Source organism: Nocardiopsis changdeensis (assembly GCF_018316655.1).
GTDB lineage: Bacteria > Actinomycetota > Actinomycetes > Streptosporangiales > Streptosporangiaceae > Nocardiopsis > Nocardiopsis changdeensis.
This window is the reverse complement of record NZ_CP074133.1, coordinates 2832812-2850216: the sequence shown is the minus strand read 5'-3', so window position 1 is coordinate 2850216 and position 17405 is coordinate 2832812. Positions and strand designations below refer to the sequence as shown.

Sequence of the window (17405 nt, the reverse complement as noted above, 5' to 3'; positions counted from 1 at the left end):
GCTGCGGCCCTGACGAACCCGCGGCTGAGCACCCCAGAAGGAGACCGGAGTCGAACCGCCGCAGCTCGAATGGCCGGTTCCGGCAAGAAAGCCCCTGTCGGTGGGGCCTGCTGGGATCATCGGTCCCCTGACGGGACCCCCTTTGGAAGCGGTGCCATGGCCGATCCCCTCCTGCCCGGCGGCTCCCCCCGTATCGGCCCCTATACGCTGCACGCCCGCCTGGGCGGCGGCATGGGCCAGGTGTTCCTGGGCCGCTCCCCTGGCGGTCACACCGTCGCGGTCAAGGTCGTGCGCCCCGATCTGGCCCAGGACCCCGGCTTCCGCCGTCGGTTCGCCGCCGAGGTGGCCGCCGCCCGCAAGGTCGGCGGGTTCTACACCGCCCCCTCGTGAACGCCGACACCGACGCCGACCCACCCTGGCCGGCCACCGCCTACATCCCCGGCCCCACCCTGCACCGCGCCGTCACCGACCACGGCCCCCTGCCCCAACGGACGGTGGCCGTGCTCGGCGCCGGCCTGGCCGAAGGACTCGCGGCCGTGCACGCCCAGAAGCCGGTGCACCGCGACCTCAAACCCGGCAACGTCCTGCTGGCCCACGACGGTCCGCGCCTGATCGACTTCGGCATCGCCCGCGCCCTGGACTCCACCTCCCACACCCACTCCTCCGCCGTGCTGGGCACCGCGGCGTTCATGTCCCCCGAGCAGGCCCGCGCCGAGAAGGTCGGCCCGGCCTCGGACGTGTTCTCCCTGGGGAGCGTGCTCGCCTTCGCCGCCACCGGCCGCAGCCCGTTCGGAGAGGGAGCGCCGCTAGCGGTCATGTTCCGTCTCGTGCAGGAAGAGCCCGACCTGGCCGGCGTTCCCGGACCCCTGGTCGACCTGGTGCGGGCGTGCCTGGCCAAGGACCCCGCATCCCGGCCCGGGGTAGGGGAAGTGCTGACGGCCTTGGCCGCCGCGGCCCCCTCCCCCTCCGACACGGGCGGTCGGTGGTTGCCTGAGGACATCACCAAAGTCCTGGCGCGGTACACGCTCGCCTACACCCGGGTCCAGGAGCCACGGACACCGGCGGCCCCGGGCCGCGCCCCGTCCGGGCCGAAGGACGCCGAGCTGGTGATCGGCAACTTCAGCGCGCACCCCATGGAGGTGTTGGTGGGCGACACCGTGCTGGGCACGGTCCCCCGGTTCGCATCCGGTGCCTTCCACGTCGCACCCGAGCAGCGCTCGCTCCTAGTGCGCACGGAGGACCACGGGGCCTCGCAACGTATCGCGTTGGCCGGGGGCGCGGCCGTGAAACTGGCCTTCGACCTCCCCTCCAAGCCGAGGTCCGCCCCGGAAGTGGTCGAAAAAGTCGTCTTCACCGGCAAGCCATCCCTGGAGCGGGCCTTGGATGTCTGCGTGATCGTCCTGTTCATCTGCGCTATCTCTAGCGTGGCCTTGGGCTTGTTGGCCGCGAGGGGGGTGATCATCTTTCCGGAGGAAGCACTACCCTTCGCTTTGTTCGTGGCCATCGTCCTTGGTGCCCTGGGTCTTCTGTTGGCTCTGCTCGCTATTTTTGTGATTCCGGGTGCCTGGCCCGCCCTGGTCCTGTCCACTGAAGGGCTAACGCCTGTGGCACTCTCCGTAGCCGACACGCCGCGCCGGTGGGCTGACATGGCACGGGTCAGCTTGGTCGGCGAAGGGAAAAGCGCACGAGTCGTGGTCTGGCCGCGCAGGGGCCGACCGCCGCTGCGCGACGACAAGTGGATGAAGGACTATCAAGGCGGCAAGGTCGTGTGCCGGGCAGGACAGGTCCGCGCGGTCACACCCCTTCAGGTCGAACGCTTGCGTGCGGCGCTGCGGTGGTTCGCTGGGGACCTCTGGGTCGAACGGCCGTCGACTCCGTGAACCCCGACCGTCCTCGCTGGATGAGACACTCGGCCCCCATCCCCTGGCTGAGAGGACGGCCCGTGCCCGCCGTTGACGCACTCATCGACCTGCTATTCCCCAACGGCTCTCCGGAGCCGGCCGGTCCACCACCCGACCTACCGATGCCCTCCGATCTGCGCGAGTTCTTCACCCGGATCGGCCACAACACCGTGGAGGTGGACAACCGGTTCGGCTTCGGTGTCAACCAGGGGCTCCTGGAGTACTCCGCGAAACGCCACGAGAATCTCAGGCACGTGTACAGGGCTGACACCATCGCGATCCGGGGCGGCCACGAACAGCGCCGGCCCGATGTCCGCAAGGCCGAGGGGGACTGGGACGTCGTCATCGACGACCTGCTGATCCTGGGGTCGGACGACAACGGCAACGACCTCTACCTGGAGGCCGTCGGCGACCCCGACGGTTGGGCGGTGGTCGCCGACGGCTGCCGGAGCCCCGTCTGGGCCCGCCATACCGTGACCGCCACCGACTACCTGTACGGCCTGCTGTCAGGCTCTCTCCGGTGCCCGGTCTTCACCCTGGACAGCTGGCCCCGGTCCCGCTTCGACGTCGCCGTCCGCCATCACTGAGCCGGAGGCGTCAATGCGGGCGGCGTTGCCGCGCGCGGAGCCTTACGATGCCCTGGCGGTCCTGCAGGCCGCTGTCGAGGCGACAATGCGGGGTCCGGTATACAAGCAACCCAGCCCACCGGTACAGCGGCCGGGCCGGGGTTTCTGACCCGCGACAAGTGGCCCATCATGTTCTAGACCTTGCCTAGCCACAAAGCAGAGCACAAAAACGGCCCTCGCGCGACATCGCGTCGCACGGGGTCGGCGGGACCGGGGCGCGGCCTCAGGCGGGCTTGCGCTCGGTGCCCGGCTTCTCCTCCACCGGCTCCGGCTCGGGGACCGGGACCGGGTCGAGCGGGTCGAACCCGCGGCTGCCGATGCCGGGGCCGTTCTTGGATCGGTGCACAGGGATCTCCTTCCCTGGCGGGCACCGAGTGCGCCGCCCACCGGACGGGCCTACCCCGCGCCGGCGGCGGGCAGGCCCCCGTGGCCGGGGCGGGCCACGGCTGGAAACGGCCCCGCAGAATCATGGAAGGATGCCTTTTCCAGACAGGGAGAGCAGGGCGGCATGGGACTGAACTACAGCTACGAGATCTTCATGCCGCCTCGAAACGTCGGGAAGGCACTGAACCGGCTGGCCGAGCTCGCCCCCCGGGACCGCGACACACCGCCGCTTCGGGTGACGCTGCCGGGCGGAGAACAGGTGACCGTGCCGTTCACCTCGAACTTCAAGAGCGAACCGGTCGACTGTTCAGCGAACGGCACACTCGAACTGGACACCTCGATCGCCATCGGCGTCGACGACACGGTGCGCGAGTTCTTCCTCCACGATTCCCACAGGGTCGACGAGCAGGGACGGGTGCCGGTCGGATACATCTACCTGACCGTCAGGTTCTCCCCCGCATGGCACCCGGACTTCGCGTCACTGCAGTTCACAGCCGCCAGCTCGAGCATGAGCCGGATGTTCGCGCGGTCCGCGAGCGTTAGGACGGCGTTCACCGACCTCACCGCCGCCACCGGTGGTGTGTGCTGCGTACTCGACACCGAGGACGACACCTTCGACATCTGCTGGCTCAACGGCGAGACGTTCAGTGGCGAGACCGTTCCCGGCGCCCGGTTCCCACGCTTCCATGATCTCGTCGCCGCTTGGCACGGGCCGGTGGAGTAGAACGGGACAACGCCCGACCCGGGCCGCGAGGGCCGCGTCAGTCGAGAGCGGTCAGCGCGACGTCGACGAGGGGTTCGAGGGAGCGGTCCGGGGTGATCTTCGAGGAGACCAGCAGGCCGTTGAGGAAGGTGACCAGGAAGGCGGCGACCGTGTGCGGGTCGTGGCGCTCGGCGATCTCGCCCCGGCCCCTCGCGGCCCGCAGCACCTCGGCCAGCGCCTCCCGGCTCGCGTCCTGCATGTCGCGCACGGTGCGCCGGGTCGCCGCGTCCTGCGGCAGCCGCTCGCAGGCGGCGTTGACGGCCAGGCAGCCCTGGCCGCCGCGGTCGACGGCGATGCGGATCCGCTCCGTCAGCAGCGCACGGATCGCCGTGCGGGCGTCCGCCCCCTCCTCCAGAGCGCGCAGGGCATCCGCCGCGAGGGTGGCGCGGTAGTGCTCCAGCGCGGCCCGATACAGGCCGTCCTTGCCGCCGAACGCCGCGTACAGAGACCCCTGCCCGATCCCCAGGTGCCGGGTCAGGTCGCGCACCGAGGTCGCCTCGTAGCCACGCGTCCAGAACAGCTCCATGGCGCGGCCCACGGCCGCTTCGGTGTCGAACTCCCGGGTCCTTGCCATGGCCTCACCGTAACCTATCTGGATCGATCGATCAAGAAAGCGTATGCGGCCGGACCAAGCGCTGACTCGAAGGCCGACCGCACGGCTACTCGCCGTCGGCGTCCCGGCGGTGTCCGGGTCCGCGCGGCGGGCGCGGGCGATGTCGGCGACGTGGACCCGAGCGAAGGCCTGGGCGGGCAGGTGGCGGCCGCCCGCCAGGTAGGCGGTGGGGATGCGCAGCCCTCGGCACCACCGACCCGGGTGGGTGTGCCCACCACCGCCCCGCTTCGCCGTCCGGTGCCCGGAACGGCGCTTCCGGACACCATCAGCGCAGGGCGCCCACCAGCGGCCCGCCATGGGCTCGTCCATCTTGACAGGCTACGGCTGACGGACATCCCAGCGGCCAGGGAGCGTTCCGAGTGATCGGCCCGCACCCTCCGGGAGGAACCCATGTCCGTCGTCCAGGTGCTCGCCCTGCTGCCGGCGGTGTCAGTGACCGTGCACATCGGCGGCATCGGCGCCGTCATCGCTCGCCGCGCGGGCCACACCCCGGTCAGTGCGCTGCTGTCGGCGCGAGCGCGACGGGGACCGCATGCGTCCTGTACTGGCAGCGGTCGGCGTCCACCACCGACCCCACCACCGGCATCGGGACGCCCCGGATCGAATGCCACCTCGGTCCGGGACGTCCCGCACACACAACACCAGCTCTTCCACCGAAGGCGAGAGGAAACGGTATGGCCGCAATCGGCCATCACCTGCTCCAGCCGACCCGATGTCCGCTAGCCAGGGGGCATGAACGAACTGCGCCCCGAAGCGCGCACCATGCTCTCGCTCCTGCTCATGCTGAACCGCACCGACCACTCCGCCGCCTGGGTGGCGATCAGCCTCCACCACCCCCACTACGATCTGGCGCAGTTCCTACGCCCCTTGGTCGAACACACCCTGGAGGGTCGGCCCGGGCCGACCCGCGCGCTGGCGCAGGAGATCTCGGAGGCCTTCTCAGATCTGGACGAGGTCGCCCTGGCCACTATCGGCGACGCGCTCACCGGCAACAAGGGCGGCACTCACCCGCAGGTCGGCCGGATATGGGTGCATGAACTCCTGACCGCGGCCCTGCACGTCGAACACGCGCTCCTGTCGGAGACGTTGGAACAGCGGTTCGCGCAGTGGTGAACCTGCGGTTCCGGCACCGGCCTGGTGATCGCTCCCGGGACGGTGCCCTCAAGGGCATGTGAAGCGAAGCCCTGCCACTGGCGCGAACGACGTCGGCCACAGGCTGCGCGCGTAGGGCGCTGACGGCCCACCGGCGTTCGATCCTCCGCTCGCGCAGAGCTTCGTCCCGGACGGTGTCGTGGGAGGTCGGAGGTCGTCACACCGGCAGGTCGGCCCGGCCGGGAGAGGCGGGTGGGGATTTCCACGACAGCACTGTCGAAGGACCGGGGCTGCCCGATTCCGGCCCTGAGACGGCGGCGTCTGAGCTAGGGTCGCGTCCATGACCTCGTGGGGGAACGCCGCTCCTGACCGGCGCGTTCGTGCTGTGCCGTCGCTGGTGGTGCTGCGGGGCAACTCCGCTTCGGGCAAGTCCACCGTTGCCCGGTCGCTGCGGGCGGCGTACGGGCGGGGGCTCGCGATCATCGAACAGGACAACGTACGCCGCACCGTGCTGCGCGAGCGCGATGTGCCCGGCGGTGCGAACATCGGGCTCATCGACCTGATGGCCCGCTACGCCCTGGACCACGGGTTCCACGTGGTGGTGGAGGGGATCCTGTACGCCGACCGCTACGGGGACATGCTCACGGCGCTCATGCGCGACCACCAGGGCATCACGCGCGCCTACTACTTCGACATCCCCTTCGACGTCACGCTGGAGCGCCACGCGACCAAATCCATCGCAGGCAAGGTCGGTGAGGCCGAGTTGCGGGACTGGTGGCGACCGCGTGACCTGCTTCCCGGCGGGGTGGAGGAGATCATCGACGAGCACGGCACCGTGGAGCAGAACACGATGCGGATCCTCACCGACTGCGGCCTGGAATCCCGGCGCCGGGTCTGACCACCCTCGCACGGAGCAGCAACGCCTGACACGGTAGAGAAGCAGGGCCCGGTGCACGATGGCGTCAGTGGCGCCTGAGCACCGCTGATCTTCAGGCGGAACACGGTGCGCTGGACCGCTCGGCTCAGCCCTGGGGTGTAGCAGACCGAGTCCATGATTGCCGAACACTCGTGGTCGAACCACACCTGTCCGGTGCGCTCATCCTCCAGCGCCAGGGCGCCGTTCCCGTCATCGACCCACCGCCTGCACCCTGGAACCCCCGGCACATCGTGGCCATCTGCGGCGGTACCGCCACCTTCGGCGGCGTCGGTTCCGGGACCCTCCGCCGAGGCCTGATCCTGCACATGACGGCGTACAGCGACTGCGGCCACACAGCCAGCGGCCCGAGGGCCTACCCCTGCTCCCCGCGGCGTGTTGATGATGAGCCCGTGGTGCTCCCGCGGGAGAAGGATGAACCTTCGGCCCTGGGAGGGCGCCACCAGTACCACGTCAGCGCACAGCCGGCCAAAGCTCCGAGTACGTTCACAATGACATCGTCGGTCGAGCTGACCCGCCCGACGTTCAAGAGGAACTGCAGGGCCTCAATCCCGATCGACACCACTGCGGCAACTCCGACGATGCGGCCCGGCCCGGCGAAGTATCCGCCGAACGCCAATGGAAGCAGGGCCCCGAACGGCACGAACACGAGCACATTGCCGAGGTTCTGGTACAGCGAGGTCGGGGTCACTCCCATGGCCCACATGTCGGTGAAGGGCACCGGTTGCACGGTCGATTCGACGCCGCCGGGGTTGATGAGGGTGACGATCACGACCGGCACCAGGCTCGCTATGGCCGATACGTCGAACACGCTCTGCGCCAATGCGGGCTTCCAGGGGGATCCACGCATTCGGCGCACCAGTCCGAGCAGACCGATGATGGCCGCGAATATCGGCGAGGTGTAGGCCGCGAAAATAAACAGCCCGATGGCCGTGGAAAAGCCCATGCACCCAACGTAGCCCACACCGGAAGAAGGGGAGAAGGCCTCGCTCTTCCAGGGGCATTTGGTAGTTGGAAAGCAGATCCGGGTGGGACCGAACATGGAAGGCGTCAAGCCTTCCTCGTGGACGACGGGATCCAAGGTGGCCGCCGACATGCCGGACACGTCTTCAGGTACGGACGAACACAATCACGGCGCGCGCGACCTGGAATTGAGCACCTCCGTGTCAGTGATCAGATATCGATTTCCTCGGCAGTCGTTGTCACCGGCCGACTGCATCAGATCACGACTCCTGGGATGCGGGCCATAGATCGACGAGATACTGCTCGGTTCCGTCCAGGTCGCGCATGAGCGCTGTTGTCTCTTCGACGGTGAACCCTCGTTCGTCGGCTGCTTCCCGAAGCTCTGCGATCTTCCTGATCGCGTCCTGTCTCCCCCTCTGCCTGACCTGTGTGTGAAGGAGGCCTGCCCTGGGCAGGTCCCACTCGGCTGCGGGTCCGACGGTCCACTGGTCCACCAAGAGAGTTCCAGACGGGCAGGCGAGCACACCGGGCTCCGGCTCGGACCAGCCCGGATGCACGGCCTCGGCCTCACTGTCCCACATGCGAAGGTGGACACGGACCCTGGCGCTGTCCTGAGCGCATTGGATGTACAGGTGTTCCCGGGCCCCACCGATGATCTGCGAACCGGGAACCCTCAGGGGCTCCTCGTTGCTTTCCGCGGCAGAGTCGTGAAGGTCGATGACGCGATACCAGGGTTTGGCCAAGGTCTCGAATCGGGCGAGAGGGTTCATCGGTCTCGATCCCACGAAACGACCTCACCTTCGTTGGTCGGGAGCGGCGCTGGCAGTGTCACCAGCCGTGCGCCGCATACCCCTCTCCTGCCGTCCAGGCCCGGATGCCGGCGGCGGGGTAGTCGATGGTCGCCTGTGGCAGTGCCACCGGATCGGCCCAGACCAGGCCGGTGCACTTGTCCGGTTCCCGGTTGTAGGGCTCTCCCCGCCACCGTCGGCAGGCGAAGAAGGCTCCGACGCGGGTGTGGGAAGGGTCTTGGCGGTGGTGGACCAGTGCGGCGATCTCCAGGTCAGCGGGGTCGATGACCACTCCGGTCTCTTCCACTGTTTCCCGGGCGGCACCTAGGTGGAGGGGCTCCCCCGGTTCCAGATGGCCGCTGGGCAGATGCAGGAGGCCGGCTCCGTACCGGCCGGGCCCGCGCTCAAGCAGCAGGATCCGCCCGTCGTCGCGGATCAGGATGGTGTGGACGTCGACGATACTGCGGAACCGCTCACCGGGGTTCGCTGCATGTGCAGGGATGGCCGGGGCCATGTGCGTGTCTCCGTGGTCAGGGAACGGAAAGGGCTCCGGCCCGGTCGAGCAGCCCCTGGGGCAGGTAGCCGCTGTCGATGCGCACCTCCCAGCCCCGCATCCGGGCCAGACAGGCCAGGGTCAGTGACCGCCGGTCCACCAGCCCGTCCGAGCGTCGGGCCTGTTCCCCGAAGGAGTACGCGTCCCGGTACGCCTCCAGGGCATCGGCCAGGGCCAGGTTGAAACCCTCCTGGTCTTCGGCCACCAGCTGGGAGAGCGCGATCACCGGGGGCGGCGGGGAACCGGGGCGGGTGTGGCCGGCCAGCGCTTCCAGTGCCGCGTCGAGAGCCTCGCGCACACGCGGGCCCGGTACCGCGCCGGGACCGGTCGGGGCGGACCGCAGGTAGGTCAGCAGCGCGACCCCGTAGCGGAGAAAGACGGAGGTGCCCGGGCCGCCCGGGCGCGGGAAGAGTTCCTCCGGCATGCCCAACAGCGCCTCCAGACGTTCGGGTGCCCCTGAGATCAGGGCGTACTCCACTGCGGTGACGAGCCGGTTCCCGGACACACCGTTGCGGGATCCGAACGTGCGCAGCACGGCCGTGGACTCCCCCAGGGCCACCTCGACGCTCTCCCCACCCGCTGCGGTGCAGGCGAAGGCGGCCGCGGTGAACTGGGAGGCATGCGTGAACGCGGCGAGCTGTCGGGGGTGACGGGCTTGGGGATCGACGGACAGGGACCGGCCGAAGGTGAGCTGCTCGAAGTCGGCGTAGCGCATCAGGTCGTCGGCAGTCCTGTAACGGGAGGTATCGGCCTGCGCGGCCTCTCCCATCCAGGTGTCGTTGCGTTTGAAGAGCTTCTCGATCGTCCAGTTACGGGTGGAGGCTTCGGCGGGGTGGGCGACCTCGATCGGCCCTTGGGCCAGTAGGCGCAGCGCGTCGGGGTCCTTGTCCGCACCGTAGGGACCGACTCGAAGGCCGCGGCCGCCCTGGACGAGGTGCCGGGGCAGGTAGTCGGTGTCGAAGGGCATCGTCCAGCCCTCCACCCGCACCGCCAGGGCGGCGAAGGCGAGCTCGGCCACCGGGAGCAGTGCGTCCAGGTCCTCGCTGTCGCGGTTGTCGCGGAGCCACGCCAGCCGCATGGCCATGAGGGACCAGAACAGCTGCTCGTTGCGGCTGATCAGGGCGTGCAGGAAGAGCAGTTCGAAGTCGACCGCGGCCAGGTCGGGGAGGCCTTTCTGGGACCCCTCTTCCAGGGAGGCGAAGAAGGGCGCCATCGCGGACTCCACGTACCCCGTCAGCTGGTCGCGCTCGGCGCCCAGTCCCGGGTAGACGTAGAACGCGAGCGCTCGGTGCAGCACCTGATCCTCGGTGAAGCCCGCGGCGAACTGGACGAGGGGGCCTTCGTAGGCGTCGCACAGGCCGGAGATGACGCACAGGTACAGTGCGTGAGCCCACCTGCCGGGAGCGATCGGCCGCTGGCCCTGGGGTTTTTCTCCGTACTCTTCGAGGTGCCGGTAGGAGACACCGGTCCCGGTGTAGGTGAGGTGGACCGAGACCTCGGCGGAGGTGGGCGCTCCGTCCAGCAGCAGCGCTCCGGTGAAGGCCTCCGCGGCCGAGTACAGGGCGGCCCGGATGTCGGCTTTTGCTTCCGGGTCGGTGGCGGACCGGGCGGCGGCGTAGGTGACCAGGTCACGGCCGATCATTTTCCAGCCGAACCCGTCCCGGCCGCTGTGCTGCTGGTCGTTGACGTCCTGGCCGATCCGGTCGGCGAAGTCGTCCAGGGCCTCCCCGATCGCTTTCTCGTCGACTCGGTGGCGTTCGATCCGCAAGGTCACAGGGCCCTCGTTTCCAGTCGGCTGTTCCGGGCGCGGAGCAGAGTCTGGCACAGCGCCACGACACGAACCCTCCGGGAACGTCGGTCTCCTGTTCGGTACCACCGGGTTGATCGAGGCCCGACCGGGGCGGGCTCGTGGCCTCTTCAGGCCGTTTACCTGACAGTCCGTCGCCGTAGCGCTACGGCACTGGTGAGGGTTTTTCCCTTCGTGGGAGCAGGTCGAAGCCTTCCCCTCGGTGGGGTGATCACGCTGTGGAGAAAAGCTTCGACGTCTAGGGTGAGGGGCAGTCGAATGTGGTGGCAGCGAATCGGAGTACTCGCCATGGCCAAGTCCGGCAGCCGACAGGACGACGAGGGCCACGAGCGCGCGCTGATCGAGCAGTCACTGGCGCTCCATCACGCCGGGCTTCCTCCGGAGGGGATCACGATCGAAGCCGGCCCCCGTGACCAGATGCGCCGCGACCTCTTCCGCGCTTTGGACCTGCCCCTCGACGACGAGGGACCTGCCGCTTCCTGAAACACCACAGCTCAGGTCAAGGTCCAGCCGTTCCCACACCAGCACGGCCAGATCCCTTCGAGACATCTCTCCGTTCGAGGGCATGTGCGGCCAGGACCTGCCTGGGCGCAGGCGGAACAGGGGGCTGATGCGCAGGTGGCGTACACGTCGGTTGGTCTCACCTTGCAAGGGGCGGCCGCGTGTGTGGCCGTCCCTTGCAGGGCATCTTGGGTCAGGATTCGGTGGTACCGGTCGGGGCGTAGAGCGTAGTCGCATCCCAGTCCAGGAGTGCCTCTCCTGGCGTTCGAGGGCTTGGAGCACGGCCGGTGTGGAGCCGAGCATGTGGCGGTTGTGCTCGACCAGACGCAGCCGGACGCTGCCATAGGACACCACGAAGTCGTTGCCGACCTCCTCCACCGTGGCTCCGGCGAGCCCGATCACCGGGTCGGTCAGGGCCGCAGCGACGAACTCGGGGTTGGGGAACCCGTACCAGCGCAGGCTCCAGTGGTCGTTGGCCCCCACAAGGCCTTGCCCAGCTCGTTCTGGTTGGGGAAAGCGTTCGGGATGTGACGGGGTGGGTGGTGCCAGCCCGCCGTCGCCCACGTCCTGTCAGGGGCCTGCAGCGTCATCCGGACGAGCAGGGCGGCCAACAGGGTCTGGGCCGCGGAGCTCATGGGCGGGACGGCGGCCGGCTCGCTGGCCTCCTGGGGTCCCATCGGATGGTCGACCGGGAGCATGTCCTTGTCGAGGTCACTGTCGGGGCAGGGGCGGCCGCACACGAGCCGTGAGCCTTCTTCGTGGTTGAAGCGGACCAGTAGGAAGGCGCGGGTGGGCAGGTGCCGAAGGGTGGTGTGATCGAATCGGTGGCACAGGGTGCGCAGCCCGGGGATCCTGTACGTGCTGTCAGCACGAGGGGTGTTGATCCGCCGGGCGACATTGTCGGGGCAGTCGGTAGCGATGTGCAGGTCGTTGAACCGCGCGGACATGCGGAGCGTGTAGACGTGGATGGTGTGGACGCCCCAGTCGCGGGGCGGCGTTCCAAGGCCGTCGGCGTTGAACACGGCGGTGGCCACCGTCCGCGGCCACCGGGAGGGCTCCGGCACGATCGCTTCTTCCGGCTGCGATCGGGGAACCCGCACAGGGTCGGGAGTGGCCGGGCGGGTGGTGGGAGACGGTCGCCCCCACTGCCTGACGGGAGGTTCCGGGGAGACGCGAACGACCCCCGCCGAGCCCTCCGGGCCGCCCGGACGCCCAACCCATGGGGTCAGGGCCGGACGCCGTCGACCTCTTCGTGGTAGGTGCGGCGGGTGCGCTCGGTGTGCTCGCTCATGAGCAGGCGGGCGCGGGCCGCGTCGCCCTGCTCGATGACCTCGACCAGCTGCTCGTGCTCGTCCCAGGAGGCCGAGCCCCGGATGCCGGCGACGGGCGCGTAGTACCAGCGGACCCGGCGGTCCACCTGGGCGGCCAGTTCGGCCAGCACCCGGTTGCCGGAGGCCTCGGTGACGGCCCGGTGGAAGTCGGCGTTGGCCTGGACCACGGCTTCGGTGTCCGCGTGCTCGGTGGCCGCCCGGCCGGCGGAGACGAGCTCGCGCAGGTGCCGGATCTGCTCGGGCGAGGCGTGCTCGGCGGCGAGCCTGGCGGACTCGGCCTCCAGCATCGCGCGGACGGCCAGGAGCTGGTCGGCCTCGCTCTCGGTGGGCGTGTGCACGAACGCCCCGTAGCCGGGCCGCAGGTCCACCCAGCCCTCGTTGCTGAGCCGCTGCATGGCCTCGCGGACCGGCTGGCGCGACACGCCGAGGGACCCGGCCAGCTCGGTCTCGACCAGGTGCTGGCCGGGTGAGAGCGCACGGGTGGTGATGAGGTCGAGGATGGCCTCGTAGACGGACTCCCGCAACGGGACCGGGCGCTGGATCCGTCCTGCGACGGCGTTCAATCCCTGCGAGGACATGAGGTGTCTCCAGATTCCGGCTGCGTGGTCGGGTTCACTGTAGACAGTCTACGAAGTGCAGAGGGTCCACAGATCATCGGGGCGTCCCGACGAGTTCGACGAGTCCCGGCGTGCGGGCGGGCGGGACGACCGCGAACGCGTCGGCCACGGCGGCCGCGCGCAGGTCGGCGGAGCCGCTGGAGGGCAGCTCCACGGCGAGGTCGCGGCTCACGCGCACCGGCACCAGCCGCACGTCGGAGGCGTGGGGCCGGGTCTCGCCGATGAGCCGGGCCCGCTGCCCGGTGTGGGCCGGGTCGCGCCGGCCCGCCCGGCCGCTCAGCGCGGGGACGAGCAGGGTGAGGGCGGCGACGAGGGCCGCGCCGGGGTTGCCCGGCAGCCCCACGACCACGGCCCCCGAGGGCAGGACCGCCAGGGCCTGCGGGTGGCCGGGGCGGCAGGCCACCCCGTCGACCACGAACCGCGCGCCGAGGCCGGTGAGCGCCGCGCGCAGGTGGTCGGCCGGGCCCTTCGACGAGGAGCCGCAGACCGCGACGAGGTCGGTCCCCGACGCCCCGTCCAGTGCCCACTCCAGGTCCTCCCGCCGGTCCGCCAGCAGCTCCGGGGACGCGCACACGCCCCCGGCCCAGGCCACCAGCCCGGGCAGCACCGGGCCGATCGCGTCGCGCACCGCCCCGGGGCGCGGGACTCCCTCGCGCACCACCTCGTCACCGGTGACCAGGACGCGGACCCGGGGGCGGAGCACCGGCAGGGCGTCCCGCCCCAGGCCCGCGGCCAGGCCCAGGAGCGCGGGGGTGACGGGGCTCCCGGCGCGTGCGACCACCGTCCCGGCCGGGGTGGTCTCGCCCCGCAGGCGCAGGTGCTCCCCCGGCTCGGTCGCACCGCTCAGGAGCCCCGCGCCCCCCGGTCCCGGCGCGCCGTCCCGGTCTCCGGCGGCCGCCGCCGGGGCGGTCCCTCCCGGCCCGGCCGGAGCCAGGGTGGCGCGCTCGTAGGGGAGGACGGAGGTGGTGCCGTCCGGAGCGATGGCACCCGTGGCTATCTCCACCGCCTCCCCCGCGTTGAGGCGGGCGACGGGCCCGCGGTGTCCGGCCAGTGCCCGGCCCAGGACGGTCCAGGGCCCCTCGCCGCAGACGGCGTAGCCGTCCATGGCGGCGCTGTCCAGGACGGGGACGTCGACCGCGGAGACGAGGTCGGCCCCGAGCGTGGAGCCGAGGGCCGCGGAGAGCGGCACCTCCTCCATGGGCGTGGCGCCCCCGGCGCCGGCCTCGCGCGCCAGCTCGCGGGCGCGGTGCCAGGGTGTCGGCGCGTGGCCCCGCCGACGGCCGTGGAGACGAAGAACCAGAGAAGTTTCCGGGGCGACCGAGTCGGGCATTCCTTCTCTCCCTGCCGAGGTGAGGAGACGATCGCCACAAAGCATACTGTATACAGTATGGCAAATGGAAGGAGTTCCCATGCGCATCGCCGTCCTCGGCGCCGGAGCGATCGGCGCCTACGCGGGCGCCGCACTGCACCGCGGCGGAGCCGATGTCCACCTCATAGCCCGCAACGAGCACCTGCGGGCCCTGCGCGAGCGGGGCGTCCGGGTGCTCAGCCCCCGCGGCGACTTCACCGCGCACCCCCACGCCACGGACGACCCCGCCGAGGTCGGCCCCGTGGACATCGTCCTGCTCGGCCTCAAGGCCCAGCACTACGCCGCGTCCGGCCCGCTGCTGCGCCCGCTCCTGGGGCCGTCCACCGCCGTGGTCGCCGCCCAGAACGGCATCCCCTGGTGGTACTTCCACGGGATCGGCGGGCCGTTCGCCGGCCGGAGGATCGAGAGCGTGGACCCGGGCGGCGCGGTCAGCCGGGCGATCCCGGTCGAGCGCGCCATCGGCTGCGTGGTCTACGCGGCCACCGAGATCGTCGAGCCGGGGGTGGTCCGGCACATCGAGGGCACCCGGTTCTCCATCGGCGAGCCCGACCGCTCCGACTCCCAGCGCTGCCGCGACCTGTCCGCGGCGATGGTGGCCGGCGGGCTGAAGTGCCCGGTCGAGCCCGACCTGCGCGTGGACATCTGGGTGAAGCTGATGGGCAACATCGTCTTCAACCCGCTCAGCGCGCTCACCCGCTCGACCATGGCGCAGATCTGCCGCCACCGCTCGACCCGGGACATGGCCCGCACCATGATGAACGAGACCCTGGACGTGGCCGCCCGGCTGGGCGTGCACCCCGACATCTCGGTCGAACGCAGGCTCGCGGGCGCGGAGCGGACCGGCGACCACCGGACCTCCACCCTGCACGACCTGGAACGGGGCCGGCCCATGGAACTGGACGTCATCCTGTCCGCCGTGGTCGAGCTGGCCGACCTCACCGGCGCCCCCGTGCCCACCCTCCGCGCGGTCGACGCCGTGGCCGGCCTCCTGAACCAGAGGGTCTCCGAGCCCGCCCCCGCCTAGCCCTCCGACCCCGGAGCCGGCATCCGCGGCCCCTCCCGGACCACCCTTTCCCCGGACCGCCCATTGCCGCGGCCTTCAACATTGCATACAGTATTCTCTCCAAGGCCACGAACTCCAAGCGAGGCCACATGCGTCGTTCCGAAGACTTCTCAGCCCCCTATGACCGCCTCACCACCCCCCTGGTCCGCGAACACGGCGAGCTGCGCCCGGCCTCCTGGGAGGAGGCCCTGGACCGCGCCGCGGCCGGGTTCCGCCAGGGCATCGAACGCCACGGGCCCGACTCCTTCGGCATGCTCTCCTGCGCCAGGGCCACCAACGAGATGAACTTCATCGCGCAGAAGTTCACGCGCGTCGTCGTCGGCACCAACAACGTCGACTCCTGCAACCGCACCTGCCACGCGCCCAGCGTCGCGGGCCTGGCCGCCGCCTTCGGGTCCGGCGGCGGCACCTCCTCCTACGCGGAGATCGAGGACACCGACCTCATCGTCATCTGGGGCGGCAACCCGCGGTTCGCGCACCCGATCTTCTTCCAGCACGTGCTCAAGGGCGTGCGCAACGGGGCCCGGCTCTTCGTCGTGGACCCCCGGCGGACGCCCACCGCCGAATGGGCCGACCGCTGACTCGGCCTCAACGTGGGCACCGACATCCCGCTGGCGCACGCGATCGGCCGGGAGATCCTGCACGCGGGGCTCGCCAACGAGTCCTTCATCGAGCGCGCCACCAGCGGCATCGACGAGTACCGCGCCCTGGTGGAGCCATGGACGCTCGCCGCGGCCTCCGCCGAGACCGGCGTGCCCGCCGAGGCCATCCGCGAGCTCGCCCACACCTACGCCCGCGCCGAGCGCGCCCAGCTGTGCTGGACCCTCGGCATCACCGAACACCACAACGCGACCGACAACGTGCGCGCGCTCATCAACCTGTCCCTGCTGACCGGGCACGTCGGCAGGTACGGCTCCGGGCTCAACCCGCTGCGCGGCCAGAACAACGTGCAGGGCGGCGGCGACATGGGCGCCATCCCCGACCGGCTGGTCGGCTTCCAGGACATCCTGGACCCCGAGGTCCGGGCACCGTTCGAGCGCGCCTGGGGCCGCCCCATCCAGGGGCGCAAGGGCCTGAACCTGACCCAGATGTTCGAGGCGATGGAGGAAGGCGAGCTCAAGACCCTCTACGTCATCGGCGAGAACCCCGTGCAGTCCGAGCCCGAGACGCACAAGACCACCGCCCGGCTCCAGGCCCTGGACCACCTGGTGGTGCAGGACATCTTCCTCACCCGCACCGCCGAGCTGGCGGACGTCGTGCTCCCCGCGAGCGCCGCCTGGTGCGAGTCGGACGGCACCTTCACCAACAGCGAGCGGCGCGTCCAGCTGGTGCGCAAGGCCCTGGACCCGCCGGAGGGCGCCAGGGACGACATCGAGATCATGTGCGAGCTGGCCAACCGGCTCGGCCACGGGTGGGAGCGCCCGGCGGCGGAGGAGATCTGGGACGAGGTGCGCTCGCTGTCCCCCATGCACCGGGGCATGACCTACGCGCGCCTGGCCGAGCTGGACGGCATCCAGTGGCCCTGCTACTCCGAGGACAGCGTGGAGCCGAGCTACCTGCACTCCCGGCTGTGGTCCAAGGACCCGGCGCTGCGGGGCGACCCCGCGCCGTTCGGGATCGTGGGCCACTCGCCGCCGGTGGACCTGCTGGACGAGGACTTCCCGTTCCGGCTCACCACCGGCCGCCGCCTGGACGACTACAACACCGGGGTGCAGACCGGGGGGTTCTCCTCGCCCCTGCGCCGCGGTGAGCTGCTGGACCTGTCCCCGGAGGACGCGGCCAAGCTCGGGATCGAGGACGGCGAGACGGTCCGTGTGACCTCCCGCCGCGGCTCGGTCCTGGTGCCGGCCTCGATCACCGAGTCCATGCGGCCGGGCCTGGTGTTCATGACCTTCCACTTCCCGCACCAGGTCGACACCCAGCTGCTGACCATCGACGCCACCGACCCCATCGCGGGGACCGCCGAGTACAAGGCGGCCGCCGTGCGGATCGAGCGCCTCGGCCCCCGGGCCCCGGCCGAGCGCAGGGACGCCCCCGACGGGGCGCTCCGCTAGCCCGGGAGGGCGAAGGGTGGACCGTCTCCCAGCCCCCTGGCGGGAC

At 70.6% G+C, this 17405-nt stretch carries 17 protein-coding genes and 1 pseudogene; 9 read left to right on the top strand and 9 right to left on the bottom strand.

Going from position 1 to position 17405, the window contains the following annotated elements; all coding sequences use genetic code 11:
- The first annotated feature begins 156 nt into the window (after nucleotides 1-156).
- From KGD84_RS12805 to KGD84_RS12795, 3 genes are all read left to right on the top strand, one after another.
- On the top strand, nucleotides 157-390 hold the full coding sequence (locus KGD84_RS12805; protein ID WP_255646499.1) for a protein kinase family protein: 234 nt from the start codon (nucleotides 157-159) through the stop codon (nucleotides 388-390).
- A complete protein-coding gene (locus tag KGD84_RS12800) occupies nucleotides 387-1880 on the top strand; it encodes a serine/threonine-protein kinase (protein WP_255646498.1) in 1494 nt (497 codons plus the stop codon). Before KGD84_RS12805 ends, KGD84_RS12800 begins: the two co-directional genes overlap by 4 nt.
- Nucleotides 1881-2023: 143 nt before the next feature.
- Entirely contained in the window at nucleotides 2024-2488 is a 465-nt protein-coding gene (locus KGD84_RS12795) for a hypothetical protein (RefSeq protein ID WP_255646497.1), read from the top strand.
- A 262-nt stretch (nucleotides 2489-2750) separates the two neighbouring features.
- Here KGD84_RS12795 and KGD84_RS12790 read toward each other — a convergent pair whose 3' ends face one another.
- Complete coding sequence (locus KGD84_RS12790; RefSeq protein ID WP_255646496.1) at nucleotides 2751-2873, bottom strand: hypothetical protein; 123 nt, start codon at nucleotides 2871-2873, stop codon at nucleotides 2751-2753.
- 162 nt (nucleotides 2874-3035) lie between these two features.
- Here KGD84_RS12790 and KGD84_RS12785 point away from each other — a divergent pair, with 162 nt between their 5' ends.
- A complete protein-coding gene (locus KGD84_RS12785; protein ID WP_220560533.1) occupies nucleotides 3036-3635 on the top strand; it encodes a hypothetical protein in 600 nt (199 codons plus the stop codon).
- A 37-nt stretch (nucleotides 3636-3672) separates the two neighbouring features.
- Here KGD84_RS12785 and KGD84_RS12780 read toward each other — a convergent pair whose 3' ends face one another.
- A complete protein-coding gene (locus KGD84_RS12780; RefSeq protein ID WP_220560532.1) occupies nucleotides 3673-4248 on the bottom strand; it encodes a TetR/AcrR family transcriptional regulator in 576 nt (191 codons plus the stop codon).
- A 771-nt stretch (nucleotides 4249-5019) separates the two neighbouring features.
- Here KGD84_RS12780 and KGD84_RS12775 point away from each other — a divergent pair.
- Nucleotides 5020-5400 (top strand): hypothetical protein, encoded by a 381-nt coding sequence (locus KGD84_RS12775; protein ID WP_220560531.1) that lies wholly within the window; start codon nucleotides 5020-5022, stop codon nucleotides 5398-5400.
- 319 nt (nucleotides 5401-5719) lie between these two features.
- On the top strand, nucleotides 5720-6277 hold the full coding sequence (locus KGD84_RS12770) for an AAA family ATPase (RefSeq protein ID WP_220560529.1): 558 nt from the start codon (nucleotides 5720-5722) through the stop codon (nucleotides 6275-6277).
- 391 nt (nucleotides 6278-6668) lie between these two features.
- Here the strand turns inward: KGD84_RS12770 and KGD84_RS12765 are convergent, their stop codons facing one another.
- The 4 genes from KGD84_RS12765 to KGD84_RS12750 all read right to left on the bottom strand — a co-directional run bounded on the left by KGD84_RS12765 (nucleotide 6669) and on the right by KGD84_RS12750 (nucleotide 10391).
- Nucleotides 6669-7409 (bottom strand): VanZ family protein, encoded by a 741-nt coding sequence (locus KGD84_RS12765; protein ID WP_255647223.1) that lies wholly within the window; start codon nucleotides 7407-7409, stop codon nucleotides 6669-6671.
- Between the two features lie 127 nt (nucleotides 7410-7536).
- Nucleotides 7537-8046, bottom strand: a complete 510-nt coding sequence (locus KGD84_RS12760) for a hypothetical protein (RefSeq protein ID WP_220560525.1) — start codon at nucleotides 8044-8046, stop codon at nucleotides 7537-7539.
- A 58-nt stretch (nucleotides 8047-8104) separates the two neighbouring features.
- Nucleotides 8105-8578, bottom strand: coding sequence for an NUDIX hydrolase (locus KGD84_RS12755; RefSeq protein ID WP_220560524.1), 474 nt, complete (start codon nucleotides 8576-8578; stop codon nucleotides 8105-8107).
- Nucleotides 8579-8594: 16 nt separating this feature from the next.
- The gene (locus KGD84_RS12750) at nucleotides 8595-10391 is read right to left on the bottom strand and encodes an immunity 49 family protein (RefSeq protein WP_220560523.1); all 1797 of its coding nucleotides are present in this window, start codon (nucleotides 10389-10391) and stop codon (nucleotides 8595-8597) included.
- Between the two features lie 291 nt (nucleotides 10392-10682).
- On the opposite strand from KGD84_RS12750, the gene KGD84_RS12745 reads away from it, so the two are divergent.
- Nucleotides 10683-10907: a hypothetical protein gene (locus KGD84_RS12745; RefSeq protein ID WP_260697217.1), complete on the top strand. Its 225-nt coding sequence runs from the start codon at nucleotides 10683-10685 to the stop codon at nucleotides 10905-10907.
- 428 nt (nucleotides 10908-11335) lie between these two features.
- Here KGD84_RS12745 and KGD84_RS12740 read toward each other — a convergent pair whose 3' ends face one another.
- The 3 genes from KGD84_RS12740 to KGD84_RS12730 all read right to left on the bottom strand — a co-directional run bounded on the left by KGD84_RS12740 (nucleotide 11336) and on the right by KGD84_RS12730 (nucleotide 14203).
- Entirely contained in the window at nucleotides 11336-11947 is a 612-nt protein-coding gene (locus KGD84_RS12740) for a hypothetical protein (RefSeq protein WP_220560521.1), read from the bottom strand.
- 203 nt (nucleotides 11948-12150) lie between these two features.
- On the bottom strand, nucleotides 12151-12834 hold the full coding sequence (locus tag KGD84_RS12735) for a GntR family transcriptional regulator (RefSeq protein ID WP_220560520.1): 684 nt from the start codon (nucleotides 12832-12834) through the stop codon (nucleotides 12151-12153).
- Between the two features lie 73 nt (nucleotides 12835-12907).
- Entirely contained in the window at nucleotides 12908-14203 is a 1296-nt protein-coding gene (locus KGD84_RS12730; protein WP_220560519.1) for a molybdopterin-binding protein, read from the bottom strand.
- Nucleotides 14204-14282: 79 nt separating this feature from the next.
- Between KGD84_RS12730 and KGD84_RS12725 the strand changes: the two genes are divergently transcribed.
- Together KGD84_RS12725 and KGD84_RS12720 are read left to right on the top strand one after the other, a co-directional pair.
- The gene (locus KGD84_RS12725; RefSeq protein WP_220560518.1) at nucleotides 14283-15266 is read left to right on the top strand and encodes a 2-dehydropantoate 2-reductase; all 984 of its coding nucleotides are present in this window, start codon (nucleotides 14283-14285) and stop codon (nucleotides 15264-15266) included.
- 128 nt (nucleotides 15267-15394) lie between these two features.
- A pseudogene (locus KGD84_RS12720) lies at nucleotides 15395-17359 on the top strand (molybdopterin oxidoreductase family protein).
- Nucleotides 17360-17405 lie beyond the last annotated feature (46 nt).